We start from the raw sequence: 19,721 nt of genomic DNA, 5'->3' as shown, positions 1-19,721 counted from the left end.
GAGAAACTATCCCCGGAAGATGTAAATTGTATTTTGGATGCTGATTATTGCTAATCAATGATTTAATTTTTTCTCTCATTTTTCATACTTAAACTCTAGTGCAATTCGATTAATATATGGTTAAATAATAGAAAGTTTATCCTACGTTAATTTTATATGAAAAAAGTATTTTGGGAAGATCCTTACCAACAGCAATTGATAACTTACGTTTCATTAGTAGATAATAATTGTGTCTTATTTGAAGAAACCATAGCTTTTTCTTTTTCAGGCGGTCAAGAAAGTGATAAAGCTTATATAAATGAACTGCCTATTTTAGATTCTCAGATAAAAGGAAATCTTATCTATTATACGCTCCCTGATGGTCATAACTTAAGACCAAACATGCAAGTAACAATGACAATCGATTGGCTTAGGCGTTATCGGCTTATGCGTTTGCATTTTGCTGCTGAATTAATTCTTGAGTTAGTTACTCAAAAACTTCATGTTGAAAAAATTGGTGCGCATATTGCCGAAACTAAAGCTCGTATTGATTTTGCTTATGATAAAAATATTTCCTGCTTTTTAGATGAGCTATTGAATGACTATAATGAAATAATTAACCAAGATAAACCCATTACTACAGGTTTTTCCGATGTGAAAAATGAACGACGTTTTTGGGAAATTGAAGGCTTTTCTAAAGTTTCTTGTGGAGGAACGCACGTGCGCTCGACGGCAGAGGTTGGCTTTATTGCTTTGAAAAGAGTCAATATTGGGAAGTCAAAAGAGCGTATTGAAATAAGCTTGCTTAATTGTGATTTAGGGTTAACGACAGAGAAAAATATCCAGCGTTCTCGCTTACGACTGGAGTGAATTATTTCGTTACATTCTATTGTTATTATAGTCATTACTATCACTATTCCATACAACAGCCATATTTTGATTACTGTTTCAACTATTATTTCCAGTATCAGATTGCGGTTGTTACCCATTCAGCAAAGAGATGCTTCAGTTTGAACCGCACAGATAGTCTACATGAAAGTCAAATATCTACTGTATACATAGACACCAAGCACTGATTACCGTATTTTTTACAGTAATCTGTGTACAAATTATGTATTATGATTGAGGTTGATCCAGAATGGGCAAGTATTTCTCTGCGAACTTACTAGTTTAAGCATTACTAATCCTTGCGTTCATATGAGCAAACTGGATGAAGGTGAGTCACACCAATCATATTAAGATAATTTACACGAGGAATAAGGCATGATTAATGAAAAATATGCACAGAAAGCTAAGCAAATTAAAGAAAAAGTACTAAAAGACTTTTCACCATCTTTGTACGATGGTCATAAAGAGTCATGTAATCAGCGACTTATGAATAGTCTTTATAATTGCAAACCCGTTGTTATGTCCTCATTGCAATCCGGCCATATCTATTATGGTAGTATCGTAGTCGATGATCGAATTTTTGTTGTGGGAAAGGTTAGAGTTTTAGGAAGTAATGAATTCGAAATTTTTCCTTGCGCTAATCCAGTACGCGAGATGTATTTTATCAATTCGTTTGGTCAAAGCCAAGACACTGATTCTCTCGTTGAACCAGTATAGATGGTATTGGTTATGAGGGAAAACATATTATAGTTACAGGAAAAAAAGTCATTGTCGATGGTGTAGTAATTGATTATTCAGTAGAATCAGATGCGCAAGAGGAAGTCATCTATTCACCTCAAAATGCACCTACTTAATTAAAGAATAATTTAATTTATAACATTTATTTATCATTGTTCCAGTATGTATTTTAATGCTTGAGCAATGATATACGTGAATTAATTCTGACTTAATCTGAGGTATGATAATGACAAGGTTCTACCTTGCTTTGAACACCGTCAACCTGGATATTTCGCACTTCAACCGATAGAGGTACTGATTATTTCGAGAGGTTTGAGCAACACGATTATTAGCGGTATCTGGCAATTAACAATATCGACCATAAGAAAATCTTGGTAAACAGGAAGCCTCGATAATGCGTTTTTAGCTGCTGCAGCCAAAGAGTAGGTTACATGCCAACACGAAGAGGAAAAATCTTATTCCATTAAATTTGGGTAATATTCAAAAGCCAATGGTAGTAATTCAGAGCGCTTATTAACACCAAACTTATTTTTAATGTTTACCATATAAAATTCAATGGATCTGGAGGAAAGGTTCAAATACTTGGCAATATTCTTTATTGTATACCCCTTCATATACAAACGCAGGCAATCAATTTCTCGAGGTGTTAAATTAATAGAGAGTGGTTTTTTATTTATACAATTTATCTCGCTTATTTCATTGGATAAGCTTTGCTGAAAAATAGTATTTATTATAGAAATAATGCTGTTAAAATCCCCCAGGCTGTACTGCTCCATTTTTAAGGAGATTCCTAGCAGGCCTACAATATTTGTTCCATTATATAATGGCGATTTTATGGAAATAAACCCTTGTTCATAAAAAACATTAGGGCATTCACTCTTTTTAACAAGCTCGTCATTATTGAGGACGGCATTATAGATCTCAATACTTGGAAGTACCTCGATCTCTTTTAGTTGCAATAATTGTGAATGATCTGGCAGGTCAAAATAATGCAAGATTGAATCATTTGCCCCAAAATATCCACCATCATTTTTTTTAAAATAAACATGATGGTAAATCTGTGATAATTCAGGAATACTTCGATTTTTTAACAAAAACTCATTTAAAAAATTAGTGGTGCTCATTTTCCTCTCGAGCCATAAATTAACAATATATTTAACTGTTAGCCACATTAATTGTAGCGAAATAACTCAAAAAAATCAAAGACAGCATTAGGTTGTTCATAACAATGAACGTCTTGCCAAGTTAACCGCATAGAATTGACGCCTGCATGCTAGAGTCCCTCTCTCCCTTTTTTAATTCAGTCTGTTGCGCTGGACATTATTAGGCCGTTACAGTTTGCATGCCTATGGACAATTTGGTTTTAAGATGCCTTCTGCATTGCTCTTTTCTACAACACCAAATAGTTCGATAAATTTGTCTCTTTCAGTTCCAGTTAGTTTGCTAAAATAGTAATCCATATCAGCTTTATTAATTTCAAATTCTGGGTTTAAATTTGACATAAAACGATAAAGCCCCTTTACTGTGCATTGTGGAATAGGTAGATGGAAAATAGAATTTGCTACAATATTGGGGAATTTCTCATAAGTAATTCCATCTTGAGATAACTGAACGGCAGCTCCTGTTAATGGTGTAACGTCTTTATAGTTTTTACCATCGATTAATAGAGTTTTGTTATCAAATTGCACGTCAAAACCTTCATAGTCTTTATCATCAATGGTTATTTTTAATTTAAGATCTTGATTTTCATTGGATTTAAAAAAATTGTTGTGCCCTAGGGCAATTAGCAATTGATTTATAAATTATTATTTCGCCGTTTTTAAGCGAAGAAACGCCTTTTGAATAAAATTCATTTGTCTCAGTGTTGTAATAGATATTTCCTTTAAAGGAAGGAATATCAAAAGGTTTTTTACTGGGTAACATAATTTCTCCTGAAATGATAAAAAATCTACGCTTATATAAAGAAAGGCTTAATTAGCACAAAGATATTAGAGTCATTAATTAAGTGTCTAAATAATCACTCGCTATCGATTAGCCTCGTGAAACTCATTCGTACTGGTACAACAGCCATATTTTGAATCTTTGGTTCAACTATTATGCTCAAAATTAACAGATTCCTGCTGTTATTTTCCTGTCCAGCAAAGTGGAGTATCTGTTTGAAGCTGCATATATAATCCCCGTTAAGGTCAAAATATATACTGAATTTTATATCATCACTATTTATTTAGTTACCGTATTTTTTACCGTAATATGTGTATAAATTACCATGTATGATTGAAGTCAATCCAGATCGGGCAAGGGTTTCTCTGCCTTACGCGTATCTATTAATGATATAGATTCATCATTAGAGTGAGGAAACTGCTCTTAATGATGGATGTGATTATTGTGTGGAACGCGTTAGTGGCCTGACTTTTGGGGGCACCTGAATGAATGACGCTACTTTAAATGACATCAATCTGCATCTTTACGGCTAAATCAATTAAGCTGGCTCACGCGTTGGTCTTTTCCATGTGATCTTGCTATGGCATTAGACGCCTTTGATACTAATAATCCCACGGCGCAGCAGGCAGCCAAGGTCTACCGTGCTTATTTGAACAGCACCGGTTTTTTACAGCTTGGCTTACCCAATAGCCAAACCTATTTGTTTGAGGATGAGAAGCTGCAAATACAATCGCATCGGCATTCATTCTAAGGTAGGAAGCCCGGCAAGATTATATTTTATCGAGGTGTTATTATTAGCGTTTTGTTTTTTAAAAGGAATATGATAGATGCTGACAGCCAAATTATTAAAGAAATTAGTTTCAGGCTATATCAACAAACCTATGGTATTTCCCTCCCACATACCACCTGCAATCAAAAAAATTATGGAGCAAGAATCGGCTTTTTCTTACAAACATCTCCAAAGTATTGCCGGTTGGATGGCTGAGGGTTCGAGCGATAAAGCCAAACATTCTATCCGAGTTTTTTTAAAAGAACGGTGGCTATTTATTAAAAAAACAGGCTGGGCTTATCCGCGCTATCCTTTTTTGCCAATTAATCAACTTTGCTTACAAATTGCAGAGCAAATTGCCGGAGAAGATGAAGCGATTTGCCAGGTTCTGATGCCAGGAATTAAACAAATTGGCCGTATACCCGCAAGCACCGGCAGTTTAAAGAAGGAAACCGAGGATAATGGACATTTCCCTGTACATAACTATATTTTGGCAAAAAAAGAGGGCATGTTGTTACCCATTGAGTCTATTTATATCGATGCGGTTGCTGATACCAATTGTCTTTTTTCTGATTTTCAAGACAATTCATTAAAACTCCGGTATTCAGTACAAAGCGAGGATCTGTGGAACATAAGGCAAGCGGCAGGTGAATCCAGTAATCGGTTGATGGATAAGCTATTTCAAGTTCATAAGCAGCAGCATGATAACGGTAGTTTGGGTTTTGCCATAAAAAATCTGGCGCAGCATATTCTCGAAAGATCAAATCTGGATGCGGGTATTATCGATACAATAGCCGAAGTGAAACTGGAGCTGGTAACAGAGCCTATCAGAGAGTTTTATGCTATCTGGCGCGCACTTCCCAAAGAAATCAAAAACGAATTATTTCTAATGCGCGAGGGAGGATGTCAGTCTCCAGGATACCCTTTGCCATTGTATTTTTTTCGACTGTTTGCCAGTGTACCCGATTGTCCATTGGAAGAAGAGGAATGGGCAGCACTTCAAAAAAGCCAGCTTACAGAGTGTGCTGTTCGAATAGCCCATACCCTCAATAAATTCCTGTCTGATTATGGGCTGGACGACAATTGTGTTTTAGGTACAAGCCAGAGAGAATCAAAGGCGCAAATTAAAAACTCTCTTCTGGATTTACTTGAAAACACCCTGAATGCGATTAAAAGAAGGGGGCCTGTTTTTGAAATTGAAACGCCACTCATTCTTAGCGAATTGATTACATTCATGCGGGCAGTTGGCACTAGTGTTGACAAGATAGCGGAATTTGCTTCCCCTTGTGTTTACAGCTTTCAGGACTTGGCCACCCTAACTATGATTCCTGACTTATTAGATGCGGCGATTCCTCATATTAGCCCACGTGCTGATGGATTTGAAAAGACTAACCCAATTTATCTGGCAGCCTTAACGGAAGATCAGCAGAAAAAATTTATTACCGAACGCTTATTAAAAAAAATGAGCACTGAGATTGAAACGCGACTTAGTTTTCATAATGTGGGATATCCATTGAAACCAGCCTTGAGGGATCGACTTAACAAAATTCTGATTGCCAAACTCAAGGATGAAGTCCACTGTTTAGCTGATTTGAAAGCCATAGCCCAGCGTTTTAGTGGCGGTGGTCCTATATTGGGGCTGCTTCGTGCATTAAAAAATGACCTGGATCAATATTTTGATAACGACATTGAGGAAGCATTAAGCTTTTATGCAGAGCTCCGTTACAATTGCCAACGTTTCCTAAACAATTGGCTCCTGAAATTTTGTTACCAAAAGATAACCCCTGACAATTTTGAAACCCACTTCTTGAGAATTCCTAATATTGTAATGAGTGGACTGCTTGTCAAATGGTCCGAAAATACAGGGTCATTCGCTGATTATTTGAAGCTGCTAGACAAATGGTCCAGGTGTCCTCGCTTATTGCCTGAGTTAAATGCTTCGAATAAAAAAAAATTGAGAGCCTGGGTTACCAGTGAAACGCTCCTTGAGCAATTGATACAAAAAATGCCAGCCAGTGATAAAGGAGCCACCATTCTATGGTTTCGAGAGAGGATAAGCTCGCGAGTTTTTCTTTATAGATACTGGTCATTTATCCCCGAGAACTTACAGACTGACTTTTTGCTTGCGGTGAATCTTAAACTAATAATCACAAATGTTGATGAATTAAAGCTTGTGCTTGCTTTATTAGATACAAAGGGCAAAAAAGCTCGAATACTTGCACAGTTTCAGCCAGCTGATTTAAAGTGTACACCCGAATATTTAGCTAAACTCCAAAAGTCATTTGCTGTCGATAATCAAGATATTATTGATGAAATTACTTCGTTGAAATCACGATGTCAAAATAGAGACAACTATCCCTGGGGACTTACAGAACTTGATACTCTAAAACGTAATTTAATAGAAAGCGATAGTAGGGATGCATCATTTATTTTGGTTTGGCGACTCCACGCGTGGATTAGCCAAGCGCATATGAATTACCAGTTTGATCCATTAATTTACCGAGTGCTGAGTAGGATTATATCTCAAGAATCAACAAGAATATCATACGGTTTAGAGAGAAGTGGGTCAAGCCTTAATGGAAAGGCACAAGCCATCGCTGAATTAAAGCAGGCGCTTAATGGTTCTTATATTACCCCATTCCCTAATTATAATAGATATAGATTAAATAACCTGCTTAAGTCTATCGATACAGAAACATCTCCAAGGCAGTTATTGCGGTTGCTTGAAACTGCAGAACAAGACTTGGATTACGTGAAAAGCTCCAGGGTGCTCAAATTTATAAAAAAATCAGAGATAGAATTTATAGAAACTGAAATTATAATGTTTACCCAAAAAATCTACACAACGACAGGAGATCGAGATTTCTTAAATAAATTGGTACTATTATATAATAAATACGGCCATGTTGCAGTCGAATCACCCCCAGCAAACTATCCTCAAGACAATAAAGGATTAATACCCTTGCCCTATGTATCGAATCGACATATTCATACAGCAAATACCTTGCTAAGAGCTATTGAGAAAGAAAAGTCTGATTTATACCCATTATTAGAGCGATTATTTAAACAACTTTATTTGATTAAAGCAGACCTTGCAAAGTCTTGCGATATCAACCATGAAAAGCAGTGTTTAGCAGAACAAATTAGAAGCAAGCGAGCGTTAACTAAAGCCTTGATTGAACCAAAACGCATAAAAACCCCAAAAAATATGGAAACAACCATCACCGCAACTCAAATAGAAGAGAAAGTGTATGAGGAAATGAAAATGCTAGGCTTAAAACAATTATTACGGAATTATCCCAGTAAAAAACCTTACAGACCTGAGCCTTCAGAAACAATGATTACAACCAGTAACACTTTACAATTGACTGCTAACAGTGCAACTATCGCGAAAGATGATAAATTACATTTGGAATGCCTGTTTTCAACGCAAGAAGAGGAAGCACAATCCTTATTTGCAAACAGTTATCAATCCTTTTTTAAAAGAAAGCAATTGAATATAACTAAGACCCGTGGAAGCACCGCAGTTATCAAGCATCTTAACAAAAAATCTATGTGAAAATTGGGGAAGGAGTATATATGCAAGTTACCATTATCGGAATCGCTGGAGCATCTGGTTCCGGAAAGACAACAATTGCCAAAAAACTTAGCGCTTACTACGGTGAGGAAAATTGTACAATTATCTCGGCTGACAATTACTATAAAGGCTTGTATTTGGAAGGAATCCCACCAGAAGAACAGCGCGATGTCAATTGGGACCACCCCGATAGAATTGATTTTCAGCTTTTGGCTGAACATCTAAGTAAATTGAAATCAAATGAAACAATTCAGATTCCATTATATGATTTTAAAACCTCAAGCCGTATGGAAGAAACAAAAGAAGTCACACCCAAAAAATTTATTATAGTCGAAGGCATTCTAGTCTTACATCCTAATTGTCTGGTGAAATTGTTTAATACTAAGATTTTTGTAAAAACCGACTCTGATTTATGTTTTATTCGACGGCTAGAGAGAGATACTGAAGAGAGAGGATTCACTCCTGCTGAAGTGGTAAAACAGTATAAACTAACTGTAAAACCTATGTATAAAGAGTATGTCAAACCCTCTAAAAAGAGGGCTGATTTGATAGTTGAGAACAGTAAGGATTTTGCAGAGCATTTACATTTTGACATGACCCCTATAACTCAAGCTGTAGAGCAGGCTGGAAGTCATATAAAACAGAGGCGATATGAGTTATTTTCGAAATCTTTAACACAGGTCACGAGCCAGGAATCGTCACGTTCCACATCTGCAGCTTCTTCCTTATTCTGAATTTTAATCCATTGGGGAGTTGAGAAGAGCGACTATATCACTCCCAATCCCTCTTAGGAAAATTATTTATAAAAGGACCATTTAACACAATAAGATAAAAGGTCCTTTTAGCGTGAAATAAGTGAGGAATGGATTATCATTTATGACAAATCCATACTCATCGTATCAACCTCCTCAGGTTTGGGGGCAATCTGGGTGATATCCTTTTGATGTAATGGGCTGCCACTTTGGCGTAGAGTAGCCAGGGAGGAGGCTATAGAAGTAGTAGCTGCTGACGCTACTTTGCGTTTTCGGAGTGCTGCTAATGCACGCCAAAAACCTTCATCTCCATATAGCTGGCATGGCGTTTTATCATTTTTATTTAGCACATCAAGGTTAGCCCCTATCAATTTCAAATAAGTCATCGCAGTAACATTTCCGATACGCGCGGCACAATGCAAGGGGGTATTCCCATCCTTATCTTGAGCCTCAAAATTTGCATGGCAGTCTAATAAGCGGTCAATAATTTGTTCATATCCTTTCCATAAATGTTGCCAATTTATACATGCTAAGGTATGCATTGGTGTAAAGCCTTGATTATCGGCGATGCTTGCATCAGCACCATTATCTAATAGAAAGTAAATAACTTCTAATTCGTCAGCAAAGGTTTCTGGATCAGTATCAAACAATTCCTGTTCATCTTTTTGCAGAATATTTTTACCTAGTCTCTTTTCATAGTTCGCGATGTCTCGTAATTCGTGAGCAGAGTGTCTTGGATCAGATTGATATAGTTCACGGTTCGCAACCAGATCTTTAGCTTTTTGAATTCTACGAATCAATTCATTAAAAGAAGGAAGATTACTTATAGCACTGTGTAACAAAGTGCGGCCAAAAAACCTATCTTTGGGACTATTAAATTCAGCGCCATGTTTTTTAAGCACCGTTAAAAGACCAATGGGATTGCGTGAGGCCAAAGCTTTAAAAACAAATTCACTGTACCATGCGTTATAAGTAATAATGTTATTCTTCAAATCAATGCCTTCAACTAAAGGTTTTTCAGTCATAGCGCATAAGAGTAAATCGGTAGCTTGTACAGCTCCTCCTTTAATTGTGTGGTTCAGCGCGTGCGCACAAACTTCATTAATATAGGCTTGATTATTTTTAACGTGGTTAAGTAAAAGCCTCATCACTTTCAAATGGTTTTCCGATTCCGATTCTTTTAAAAATTCAGCCAATTTCGCTATTAGGACTAATGGTGAATCGCCATCTTTATTAGTAATCGTGACATCAGCGCCACGTGCTAATAATTTACTCACCGCGTCAATATCGCCTTTAGCAGCAGCTTCATGCAATAAGGTATTACCTTCTTTATCTTGAGTATTAACCTCTTGGTGCTCCTCAAGATAATTAGCGATATTAAGAAATTTATTCTCCTTAGCTTTTAAAATAGCGGTAACCACATCTTTTTTATCAATATCTGGATGGTTAGCAAGTAAAGCTACAACCTCAAAATGTCCTTTTTCAGCAGCAACAACAATGGGATAAACTTCTGCAAACGAAGCATTTTTGCCTTTTTCATTGGGGCTAATACCAGCTGATAAGCGGACGACTACGGTGTTGACATCACCTATGGCGGCGGCTTGCCATAAAGGAACTAAATTTAAAATCCCATCTAAATCAATACGGCCACACTGTTTTATTTTTTGATTTATACGGTTGATTAAAGCTATTCTACGTGTTGGTTCAGTGAGGGCTGCCACATCGTTTAAAGTGTATAAAGCTTTATCTGCGCCGGTAAACCCTAAATTTGTTAATAAATTGCGAGTTACTGGTACACCATCCACAGACACGCCAACGAAATTAAGACCACTAATATCTAAATCATCTAAAAAAGCTAATATCGTTTTTTTTGAGCTACCATAACTTTCTTTTTGGGCTGGAAACTCCATGCCAACAGCATGGTCTAGCAATAATTTCATAAATTGATATTGCTTAATTTTTATTTTTTCAAGTTCGTCCTCTAACTCTTTTATATTATTATTACATTTAGCTAATTCCTCGGTATGATGTTCTTTCTTTTTATTACGTCTACCTAACTCTTTTAAATGATGATCTTTATTACGTTTTTGGAACATAATTTGATTTTCATAAGCATAGATAATGTTTCTATATTTTCTAACCGGACTGCTTATAGCATCTCCCACACTTGCGCCCATCGTAAGAGCATCTCTCACACTGGCCCCTTTAGCAATTAAAGCTTCAACTAGGGGCTCGTTATCATTAACCGCTGCTCGTGCTAGAAACGTTTCATTAGCGAGCATATCAAAAAAACCTACCCCGTTTGCTCCCTTGTCTAATAAATAAAGAGCAATTTCAGTTTTATTCTCTTTGATTGCCATGTGTATACCAGCATTATTAGCCCAAGAAACGCCATTGATATCTTTTATATGGCCATTAATGGGAACACCTGCTTCAACCAACAATTTAACGATGTCTAAATAACCTGCTTTGACTGCAAAAGAAATCAAGGATAATAAACAACCTGACCTACCTTCAATGTAAGCAGAGACATCTGGATTAAATTCTTCTTCTTCAATAAAATAACGAACAATATCAATATTGCCTAATAAAATCGCATCACGCACCGCGCATATAATGGCCTTGTCATCGTCATGTATCCAGAGCCAGCCTTTTAATGCTTTATATTGCTTAACAAGAGGTTTAATTGAATCTAAGTCTCCGGCTTGAATATAGTCAAACAGCTTGTTGATATCTATTGGTTGAACACCAGGAGTAGTATGGGGCATAAAAATTCTCCATTCATTAATTAAAGTTCTTTTAAAAAAATGATAATAAATAAGTTTCGATATTATATGTTTTGATAAATATCTGTTCAAGAAGTATATATAATATCCATGAATTAAGTTACCGTATTTTTTACCGTAATATATGTATAAATTGTCATGTATTATTGCATCTGTAGCTTGTTTTTGAAGCGCTAAATTCTAAGAAAAATTAAGGCAAGATCTGGTGTGGGAATGGAGTAGTTTAAAGACATTTAATAAAATAGTGACAATATGAAGATAAGAGAATTATATAAGAAATTACATTTTATAGTTGTAGGCGATGAGAATACAGGTAGAAGATGTTTTATAGATAAAGCAGTGCTTGATTTTTATGAACCACGTGCTCATATTCTTACAGAAAAAAGAGCTAAATTTCATCCCTATAAGAATGAAAACTTTTGTATATTTTTTGATTCAAAAAATCAATTTCAGCCAATTACTAGAGATGAACTCGTAGATGCTTTTTTTATTACTTTAGACGCATCGCAAATAGACGAAACAAAATCCAATTGGATAGAAAGTACTGAATTTCATATTAACAGGATTGCAAAATATTATCCCCAAAAGCCAATTGTTTTGCTTGTCACCAAAGCTGATCAGTCTCCTTGCGACCATAATCTTATGAAACGTATAATAACTAATTTGCGAAACCAAAATTATAATGTTAGCTATATCGAAACATCGGCGAAAGATGGGCTAAATATTGAGCAAGCAGTTAATCTAGCTGTGGATATGACACTCCACCAAGCGGAAATAGAACGACAATCTGCCAAACGCAGGAAACAGGTAGCGAAAACTTTGATGAAAGATTTGAACCAATACACTTCATTGGGTAATAAGCTAATAGCATATGGCAAGTTAGTTCTTTCATTTGGTCAGTTTGGATTGGCAGCAAGAAAACAAGCTTTAGCTGAACAAATCAAAAGCAAAACTTCAATTAATGTGGAGCACTTTAAAAAATTAAACAAAGACCTGGTCGAATACGAATTTAATCATTCATGTTTTTTTGCAAAACGTTATACCCTCTCTAACTCTCAAGAAAACATTGAGCCAACGCTTGATTTGGGTGAGCTGGGTAGAATTCTTAATAAGGCCAAAATATAGAATAATATATATTTTGTACAGTGTGATATAATGTGCATCTTTAAGCTATGGTAAATTATTATGAAAGAATTTCTAGAGGTTTTAGAAGGTCAACTAGAACACCCATCTGTATTATTTGAAACGATTACTCTTGATGGAAAGGAAGTGAGCCTCAAGTCTGAGATTGGAGATGAGATTTACCTTTTATAAAAACAATATATCACAAACTAATTTGTTTTATGATGTTTCTCCCGAAGAAAGATTAAAAAACATAGGTCAATATACAGTTTTTGCTATTAAGAGCCAGAATAGACACCTTCTTTCCTGGTGCCTATTTAAATTATTAGAGCAAATCCATTTCGCTAGCTTTTCGTTGGCAGGTTCTCCTATACGCATAGTAAGCAAAGATCTGGATAAAGAAGTTCTACCTAATAATTTTACTGTCCTATATTTGTGGTATTTACACAAGCTATTCCATTTAGAGAACAATTTGCCTTGTGACGAAATACTTAAATCTGCCATGGTAAGCATAAATACAAAGAACTTCAGTGATGAATTAGAATCACTTCATAAAATATTGTTAGAGTTATAGTCGAAAGTGGTGTATGACAAGTTAAGTTAGGTGGCGTATTCTGTTGATTGTTCTTAGCGGGAACAAAAATCAACAAAGGAGATACGCCATGAAGGATTGTAGTCTAAAGCTTGCGTCAGCACCAGAGAGAGAAAGAGGTCTAGAAGACCCGTTAACTGAGGTGTTAAGGGAAGGAGCCAAGGAATTAATAAGAAAAGCAGTAGAAGCGGAGTTATCCGAGATGCTGTCAGCCTATTCTGAAGTGCGTTTACTGGATGGCCGTCCTTCAGTGGTTAGGAATGGTTATCTGCCTTCTCGCCAGATTCAGACAGGAATCGGCGAGGTGGAAGTTCAGGTACCTAAGGTAAGGGACCGCAGTGGCTCAGGCATTCACTTTAACAGCCAGCTATTGCCGCCTTATTTAAGACGTACTAAAAGCCTGGAAGAACTCATTCCCTGGCTGTATTTAAAGGGGTTATCCACGGGTGATTATACGGATGCCTTATCGGCATTGGTTGGAGAGAGTGCGCGAGGTTTATCGGCCAATACAGTATCCCGCTTAAAGGAAAAATGGCTTGATGAGCACAAGGAGTGGCAGCGCCAGGATTTAAGGAGCAAACGCTATGTTTATTGGTGGGCAGATGGTATTTACAGCAAGGTTCGTATGGATGATAAACTGTGCCTTCTAGTGATTATTGGTGTCACCGAGAGCGGATTAAAGGAACTTGTTGCCGTTTGTGATGGCTATCGGGAATCAACGGCTAGCTGGGAAGAAGTGCTGTTAAACTTACGTCAACGCGGTCTTCCTACAGCGCCTAAATTAGCGATTGGGGATGGTGCCTTAGGGTTTTGGGGAGCGATAAGCAAGGTTTATCCAGAAACCCGGCATCAACGATGCTGGGTGCACAAAACAGCTAATGTGTTGAACAAACTTCCCAAGTCTATGCAGCCTAAGGTAAAAGCCTCGCTACATGAGATTTGGATGGCTGAAAAGCGAGAAGATGCCTATAAGGCGTTTGATAATACAGTTGCGCTCTACAGTGCTAAATACCCAAAGGCCATGGAGTGCCTTGTCAAAGACAAAGAGGAGCTGCTGGCTTTCTATGACTTTCCAGCAGAGCACTGGATCCACATACGGACAACTAATCCTATTGAATCAGCCTTCTCCACAGTACGCTTGAGAACTCATAAGTCTAGAAACTGCGGCTCTAGAGACACCACTTTGGCCATGGTATTTAAACTGATGGAGGTCGCTCAAAAACGCTGGATTAAAATCAGAGGGTTTAACTTATTAACTTTGGTTATTAATAATGTGAAATTTGTAGATGGAGTACAAATTAGTAAACAGTCAGACAGAGTGGCCGCCTAATGGGCATACACCAGATTTGACAATAACTCATATTGTTACCATTAGCATCTAAAATAGATACTATCTCTATTGCTCAGGGCCAACTGTAAACCTCCCCTTATTAGTGCCAACCGAAACTAGAGTTTTCCGACTTATTTTTAATCAATCTATAATCAAATGGTGACAGATCTCCCAGTGATTCATGCGGTCTTTCTTCGTTATATTCTTTCATCCATTTCCCGGTTATTTCCCGAACTTCATTGAGATTTCTGAACAAATAAAAATCCAGTATTTCATTGCGATAAGTTCGATTAAACCGTTCAATAAATGAATTTTGAGTAGGTTTTCCGGGTTGAATAAACTCAAGAGTAACTCCGTGTTTTTCAGCCCAGTCAGCCAATACCAGAGAGATAAACTCAGGCCCATTATCAAGACGCAGTTTTGCCGGATATCCTCGACTGGCAGCAATGCTGTCAAGCACCCGGGTAACCCGTCGGGCAGGCAGGCTCAGATCCACTTCAATGGCCAGTGCTTCCCGGTTGAAATCATCAACCACATTAAATGTCCTGAATCGTCTGCCACAGTTCAATGCGTCGCTCATAAAATCAGCAGACCAAGTATGGTTAACTGTAGCGGGAACCGCAAGAGGCTCTGGGTTGCGTGTAGGCAATCTCCGCTTTCCTTTACGGCGGATATTCAACTGCAATTCACAGTAAACCCGGTAAACCCTTTTGTGATTCCATGTAAACCCCGCCTGCCTCAGTTTGACAAACACTTTCCTGAAGCCATAACGCGGATAGCGTTCGGTAACTTCCATCAGCTCTTTAATCACCGTCTCATCCTTATTTACTGCCGGCTGATAATAGTAACCTGTGCGACTCAGGCTTAAGGCGGCACAGCTCTGTCTAAGACTCATGCCGTATTCATTTACCAGATAATCAGCCATTTCCCTTTTCTCTGCCGGCTTTAAAGCTTTTTTTCTATCACATCCTTCAACGCACGGTTTTCCAGCGACAAATCAGCGAACATCCGTTTCAGCTTTGCATTTTCTTCCTCAAGTTGCTTCATTCGTTTAATATCTGAGGCCTCCATCCCGCCATATTTAGCTTTCCAGTTGTAATACGTGGCATCGGATATTCCATGCTCACGGCAGACATCCTTTACCAGACGGCCATTCTCTACATATTTTAAAATATTTAATATTTGATGCTCTGTAAATCGGCTGCGTTTCATCGTTTCTCCTCCTCTTGCCTATTATGCCGGAGAAACTCTATTTTTGAATGGTGCTATTTTACGGGAGGGTTACACAACGCTTTGCTGATGTTTATGAAGACCATCTATCTATAAATAAGACGTTACCGAAAATTAAACATCAGTCAAAATATGAGCAATATGAAGAGATATTTTCAAGTCTTGATAACGATCCACTGTCTCTCTTTTTAAATTTGATGACAGATTATATACAATTTGAAACTAGTAGAACCTCCTCTCTTCGAGAACGATTTTTTCGAGTGGTAAGTGGTAAATGGAACCAACATCATGTTGAAACGGTAAAGGGTTTAATACTTTCTAATTTTCTCCATACTATACCCAAACCTAACCTTGATATCGAATTCCTTCTGGAAGGATTAAGATCCCGACTTCTATCTGCAGGACAGAACGTAAACCCTGAGGGCACTTTAGCACAAATCATTAATTTCACTCAGCTCAAATTACATCAAGAGGTAATTAATATCGATGAATTGAATTGTGCCATATCAAAAAATAAAGAGAATAACTTATCTGCAGCTTCTGAACTCTCAGTGCGCAGGTAGACCCTGTTTTCTGTGGAAAATTTTCAACCGGCAATACATTGGAGAAAGTCATAGGTAGAGGCTGACTATTGCCCAATGATTTTTGGGGTACGCTTAAACAATTAACAAGATGCAATCATATAATTTCTACATATATTACGGTAAAAAATACGGTAACTTAATTTGATCAGATGGTTCAAAATACAGCCTCTTTTTATTTGATTTAAGGTGATGATGAGTCTATTAGAATTAAGGATACCTAAAAACTCGGATGATGGTTATTTTGAAACAAAGATTGTTTATTTAGAAAAAGCCTTTGAAACTACCCTTAGTGTGTTCTTTGGAAGTATTTATCATTTACCAGTAGATTTCTTTGCAAATGCTAGCAATCTGACTGTTTTGTATGATGATGAGCCAATTGACTTACCTGAAGATATTTCTTTTAATCTGCTAAAATATCTCACTGGTTTCAATAGACTCTACAACTTACACACCCAATTTACCTGCCATCAATTTGCCTTTATGTTGCAAACTGATGCTTTTGTAGAAGACTATGGGATGGAATTAAATACCTCTCAGGAATCTCAGCAAACTCCAGGAGACATAGTTCAATTTGTTAATCAAACGAGTGAGTTCGGAATGAGACAAAATGCTGAGTTCATCCATTCGGCGGTCTCTTTGGGAAACGGATTATACTTCTCAAAGAATGGTAAATTGCATCCAGGTATCTATACTCTGGAGGCTTTGCTGGCAGTGTATCCCTGCGATTACCTTACTGTGGTCTCAAAAATATATCTGGAGCCGAATCATATAAGTAGCAAATCAAGTATTCACAGATCTTTTAGGAATAAAACCTATTTACGAAATGGGCTTGCATACAGAGCTTTGAACACCAATTGTGAATCTCCTGGACAACTATCACCTCAGGCAATCAATACTCTTTACAGACATGCCTCAAGACATTTCCATCCGGATAAAACAAATTTGCCTCAGGAACAAGCTGAAGTGTTTTTAGGATTAACACAAAGGATCTTTAATTTTCTTTCAGATCCAATAATCAGAAGCGAATATAATGTTTCCCTGCTTGCAGGAAATGATTGGTCTGTTGCACGTATTTTAAATTTAAGCTTTGAGTCTTTGCATGCTTCATCCGTCATTGCTGATTTTGAAGCCTTTATTGCTCTGTTAAAACATTATGGAAGATTCACACCAGCTGAAGAACAAAAAATAAAAAGTGAGCCCCGGTATAAACAGGCCTTATCACAAGTTCCAGACTTTCATTCGAGCGATATAGTCATTCATATTGGTAATGATGTTGATCGTTTGATTAATCAGGATCCTTATCTTCCGACCTCTGTTTCATTTGGAGGAACGAAAAAATATCTAAGTGACACCCTCCATTTCCCCAGGCATACGAGGATTGGTGGTTTAAGAATGTATACGGGAAACGGGCTTGCCATACGCTTTAATATACACACCTTTAATGAACAATCGATGCAATCCGATGAGTTTAAAGAATTACCCCCAGGCTTAATCGATTACTTGGATATTATAAAAGGATTGGAACTGTACTCGGATTATATAAAAGAATTGGAACTGCAGGCAGCTTCAAAAGACTCCCAGGCGCCAATTTTCTTAAACCCTGATTATACGCGAAAAAGACACTTAATTCAGCATCAAAATAACTTTATATATCTTACCGACTCACAGACTAGATTAATACATCTAAGTGTATATCTTGGTGGGAACTTTTATTTATCTAATATTGATTTAAAAGGGGGAGTCGCTTACATTGCTAATGTTGCCTGGCTACAGCAGCATGATCAACTTTCACAGCTGTGGTCCTTAACGGATAAAGATATGGTAGCGCCACACCAACTCAAATCAGCAAAAAAATTAAACGTTGCTGAAGCAGAATCTTTACCAAGACTATCGCGTGAGCAGGCGGAATCCTTTAAGCACTATTTGCTCAGTTTCCAGGCTTCTAAAGAGTATCAATTCCCAGCTTATCTTCATGGGTATAAATTACAAAAAACAAATACTATTCAATATAATGTCGATCCACATCATTCCCAGAGTGTCCTGAAACAAGGTCAAAGCGTTGTATTTTGCAAAGGTAAAAGAAGGGTTACCGAAGCCGTCTACTTAGGTAATTATTTATTTTTGCTTGCGAGTACGACAGGTTACTTGCGAGTAGCCAATATGCTTATGCTGTCTGAAACCGCTGACTGGGACACGCTGTTTGCAGTGCAGCCAATCACTGCTCAGGGGGATGACAAATATGCCTGCGAGATTATTAAATATAGAGAAAAGGTTAAATTTGAACAAATACAGCAACCTTTACTTTATGAATTGCTAGGAATCCCCTTTGACTTAACCAATCTAAGTATGATTACTGAGCAAGTGGTAATTGAACACTATGAAAGACATGTGCAAAATGAAAGCAATCCCGATGTATTAAGAGTTCTAAATTGTGCATACAAATTGCTAATGAATGATTATTATCGCGCATTTTACGGTTCAGAGATACTCTTTGGCGGTGAGCCAGAGTTAAACGTTTATACTTTGCTTAATTTTACCAAGTCTACTCCTCCTGTGGACATCGCAAAGGGATATACTGCTTGCTTAGGATTGATCAGCAATAAGGCTTTAAAAGAGCGTGTAGCGAATGAGCCTGAGTTTGAATGGGCTAGAAAAGATGCCACTGCAACCTTTATTGAGTATCTGCCCGCACCGGTTACAAATGATTCCACTTGGGAGCAACGTAAAGGATGGCGGTTAGGAGCGGATTGTGAGCTTTCGCTTGAAAGTGTATTGGCAAAATGTCCGCAAGCCCGTGTTGCATTTGAACAATTAGAGACGCAATTTCAATTGCAGAAAATTGATATTGGCAAGTTATCAAGTGTGAGTAGGGATAAGTTATTAAATTATCTCTGGGAAAAGGTCAAGCCGCAATTTGCAGAATTATCAATGAAAACAAATAACACAGACCGTCATGGAGCTTCACAATATGGAACTTCTGCAAGAAGTATATTCAGCGCTCCATTAACTAACAATGAAGCAGCATGGACAGACAACCATAATAATTTGGAGTTTCTCATTCAGAATCATAATCGATGAGATGCATTTGTATGGCCATATAGAGATTTGTTAGCATCGGTAAATGTAAATGTAAATGCAAGAGATAAAACAGGCAGAACACTTATGTATTATGCGAACGACTCAAACAATAGCATTGAAAAAAACTTTTAACGGAGAAGAGGGCAGATAGCAGTCCATTATTCCATAAAACTGATTGTCATAATTCGCCGCAACATAGATTTTGACCTCGCATAATTCAATTACGTAATAAGTATCGGTTCAGTCCTGAAGCGGTACTTTTTTTAGCGGCATAATATGCCCGGACATTTTTATAGTTCTAAAATAACCAATAGAGTGAAGGCAATGAATCAAAAAGAAAGATACCATATTTTAG

The 19,721-nt window shown here is 37.2% G+C and carries 15 protein-coding genes; 10 read left to right on the top strand and 5 right to left on the bottom strand.

The genetic code is table 11. The annotated features are described in order from the left end of the window. The first annotated feature begins 156 nt into the window (after positions 1 to 156). Both DYH42_RS09565 and DYH42_RS09560 read left to right on the top strand, forming a co-directional pair. Positions 157 to 849: an alanyl-tRNA editing protein gene (locus tag DYH42_RS09565; protein WP_058523390.1), complete on the top strand. Its 693-nt coding sequence runs from the start codon at positions 157 to 159 to the stop codon at positions 847 to 849. A gap of 393 nt (positions 850 to 1,242) precedes the next feature. After that, complete coding sequence (locus DYH42_RS09560) at positions 1,243 to 1,584, top strand: hypothetical protein (protein ID WP_058523391.1); 342 nt, start codon at positions 1,243 to 1,245, stop codon at positions 1,582 to 1,584. A gap of 476 nt (positions 1,585 to 2,060) precedes the next feature. Here the strand turns inward: DYH42_RS09560 and DYH42_RS09555 are convergent, their stop codons facing one another. The 3 genes from DYH42_RS09555 to DYH42_RS16595 all read right to left on the bottom strand — a co-directional run bounded on the left by DYH42_RS09555 (position 2,061) and on the right by DYH42_RS16595 (position 3,528). Continuing rightward, the gene (locus DYH42_RS09555; RefSeq protein ID WP_058523392.1) at positions 2,061 to 2,729 is read right to left on the bottom strand and encodes a response regulator transcription factor; all 669 of its coding nucleotides are present in this window, start codon (positions 2,727 to 2,729) and stop codon (positions 2,061 to 2,063) included. 222 nt (positions 2,730 to 2,951) lie between these two features. Next, positions 2,952 to 3,395 (bottom strand): hypothetical protein, encoded by a 444-nt coding sequence (locus DYH42_RS09550; RefSeq protein WP_058523393.1) that lies wholly within the window; start codon positions 3,393 to 3,395, stop codon positions 2,952 to 2,954. Continuing rightward, a complete protein-coding gene (locus DYH42_RS16595) occupies positions 3,361 to 3,528 on the bottom strand; it encodes a hypothetical protein (RefSeq protein WP_172464992.1) in 168 nt (55 codons plus the stop codon). The genes DYH42_RS09550 and DYH42_RS16595 overlap by 35 nt, the downstream gene beginning before the upstream one ends. A gap of 598 nt (positions 3,529 to 4,126) precedes the next feature. On the opposite strand from DYH42_RS16595, the gene DYH42_RS16590 reads away from it, so the two are divergent. From DYH42_RS16590 to udk, 3 genes are all read left to right on the top strand, one after another. After that, positions 4,127 to 4,297 (top strand): hypothetical protein, encoded by a 171-nt coding sequence (locus DYH42_RS16590; RefSeq protein WP_157062387.1) that lies wholly within the window; start codon positions 4,127 to 4,129, stop codon positions 4,295 to 4,297. 76 nt (positions 4,298 to 4,373) lie between these two features. After that, positions 4,374 to 7,874: a hypothetical protein gene (locus DYH42_RS09545; RefSeq protein ID WP_058523394.1), complete on the top strand. Its 3,501-nt coding sequence runs from the start codon at positions 4,374 to 4,376 to the stop codon at positions 7,872 to 7,874. Positions 7,875 to 7,894: 20 nt separating this feature from the next. Beyond that, complete coding sequence (udk, locus tag DYH42_RS09540) at positions 7,895 to 8,626, top strand: uridine kinase (protein ID WP_058523395.1); 732 nt, start codon at positions 7,895 to 7,897, stop codon at positions 8,624 to 8,626. A 140-nt stretch (positions 8,627 to 8,766) separates the two neighbouring features. Here the strand turns inward: udk and DYH42_RS09535 are convergent, their stop codons facing one another. Next, complete coding sequence (locus tag DYH42_RS09535) at positions 8,767 to 11,412, bottom strand: ankyrin repeat domain-containing protein (protein WP_058523396.1); 2,646 nt, start codon at positions 11,410 to 11,412, stop codon at positions 8,767 to 8,769. Positions 11,413 to 11,682: 270 nt separating this feature from the next. Here DYH42_RS09535 and DYH42_RS09530 point away from each other — a divergent pair, with 270 nt between their 5' ends. From DYH42_RS09530 to DYH42_RS09520, 3 genes are all read left to right on the top strand, one after another. Next, on the top strand, positions 11,683 to 12,555 hold the full coding sequence (locus DYH42_RS09530; RefSeq protein ID WP_058523397.1) for a P-loop NTPase family protein: 873 nt from the start codon (positions 11,683 to 11,685) through the stop codon (positions 12,553 to 12,555). Between the two features lie 60 nt (positions 12,556 to 12,615). Next, positions 12,616 to 12,744, top strand: coding sequence for a hypothetical protein (locus DYH42_RS16850; protein WP_272946868.1), 129 nt, complete (start codon positions 12,616 to 12,618; stop codon positions 12,742 to 12,744). Positions 12,745 to 13,214: 470 nt separating this feature from the next. Then, complete coding sequence (locus tag DYH42_RS09520) at positions 13,215 to 14,474, top strand: IS256 family transposase (protein ID WP_058506442.1); 1,260 nt, start codon at positions 13,215 to 13,217, stop codon at positions 14,472 to 14,474. Between the two features lie 100 nt (positions 14,475 to 14,574). On the opposite strand, the gene DYH42_RS09515 is transcribed toward DYH42_RS09520, so the two are convergent. Beyond that, positions 14,575 to 15,686, bottom strand: a protein-coding gene (locus DYH42_RS09515; RefSeq protein ID WP_115316899.1) for an IS3 family transposase whose coding sequence is annotated in 2 segments (ribosomal slippage) — positions 14,575 to 15,434 and positions 15,434 to 15,686 — 1,113 coding nt in all. Because the reading frame shifts where the segments join, the coding sequence is not laid out codon by codon here. Positions 15,687 to 15,733: 47 nt separating this feature from the next. Here DYH42_RS09515 and DYH42_RS09510 point away from each other — a divergent pair. Together DYH42_RS09510 and DYH42_RS09505 are read left to right on the top strand one after the other, a co-directional pair. Next, positions 15,734 to 16,267: a hypothetical protein gene (locus DYH42_RS09510; protein ID WP_058522203.1), complete on the top strand. Its 534-nt coding sequence runs from the start codon at positions 15,734 to 15,736 to the stop codon at positions 16,265 to 16,267. Between the two features lie 210 nt (positions 16,268 to 16,477). Beyond that, positions 16,478 to 19,366 (top strand): hypothetical protein, encoded by a 2,889-nt coding sequence (locus tag DYH42_RS09505; protein ID WP_131793040.1) that lies wholly within the window; start codon positions 16,478 to 16,480, stop codon positions 19,364 to 19,366. The last annotated feature ends 355 nt before the right edge of the window (positions 19,367 to 19,721 follow it).

The organism is Legionella birminghamensis (genome assembly GCF_900452515.1).
Classification (GTDB): Bacteria; Pseudomonadota; Gammaproteobacteria; order Legionellales; family Legionellaceae; genus Legionella_C; species Legionella_C birminghamensis.
The sequence above is the reverse complement of the archived record's forward strand: the minus strand, read 5'-3'. Positions and strand labels throughout refer to the sequence as shown.

Coding starts and splice junctions, on each gene's coding strand:
- DYH42_RS09535 (WP_058523396.1), bottom strand. CDS start 11,412: ATGCCCCATACTACTCCTGGTGTTCAACCAATAGATATCAACAAGCTG.
- DYH42_RS16590 (WP_157062387.1), top strand. CDS start 4,127: ATGGCATTAGACGCCTTTGATACTAATAATCCCACGGCGCAGCAGGCA.
- DYH42_RS16595 (WP_172464992.1), bottom strand. CDS start 3,528: ATGTTACCCAGTAAAAAACCTTTTGATATTCCTTCCTTTAAAGGAAAT.
- DYH42_RS16850 (WP_272946868.1), top strand. CDS start 12,616: ATGAAAGAATTTCTAGAGGTTTTAGAAGGTCAACTAGAACACCCATCT.
- udk (WP_058523395.1), top strand. CDS start 7,895: ATGCAAGTTACCATTATCGGAATCGCTGGAGCATCTGGTTCCGGAAAG.
- DYH42_RS09530 (WP_058523397.1), top strand. CDS start 11,683: ATGAAGATAAGAGAATTATATAAGAAATTACATTTTATAGTTGTAGGC.
- DYH42_RS09565 (WP_058523390.1), top strand. CDS start 157: ATGAAAAAAGTATTTTGGGAAGATCCTTACCAACAGCAATTGATAACT.
- DYH42_RS09505 (WP_131793040.1), top strand. CDS start 16,478: ATGATGAGTCTATTAGAATTAAGGATACCTAAAAACTCGGATGATGGT.
- DYH42_RS09560 (WP_058523391.1), top strand. CDS start 1,243: ATGATTAATGAAAAATATGCACAGAAAGCTAAGCAAATTAAAGAAAAA.
- DYH42_RS09545 (WP_058523394.1), top strand. CDS start 4,374: ATGCTGACAGCCAAATTATTAAAGAAATTAGTTTCAGGCTATATCAAC.
- DYH42_RS09520 (WP_058506442.1), top strand. CDS start 13,215: ATGAAGGATTGTAGTCTAAAGCTTGCGTCAGCACCAGAGAGAGAAAGA.
- DYH42_RS09555 (WP_058523392.1), bottom strand. CDS start 2,729: ATGAGCACCACTAATTTTTTAAATGAGTTTTTGTTAAAAAATCGAAGT.
- DYH42_RS09510 (WP_058522203.1), top strand. CDS start 15,734: ATGGTGCTATTTTACGGGAGGGTTACACAACGCTTTGCTGATGTTTAT.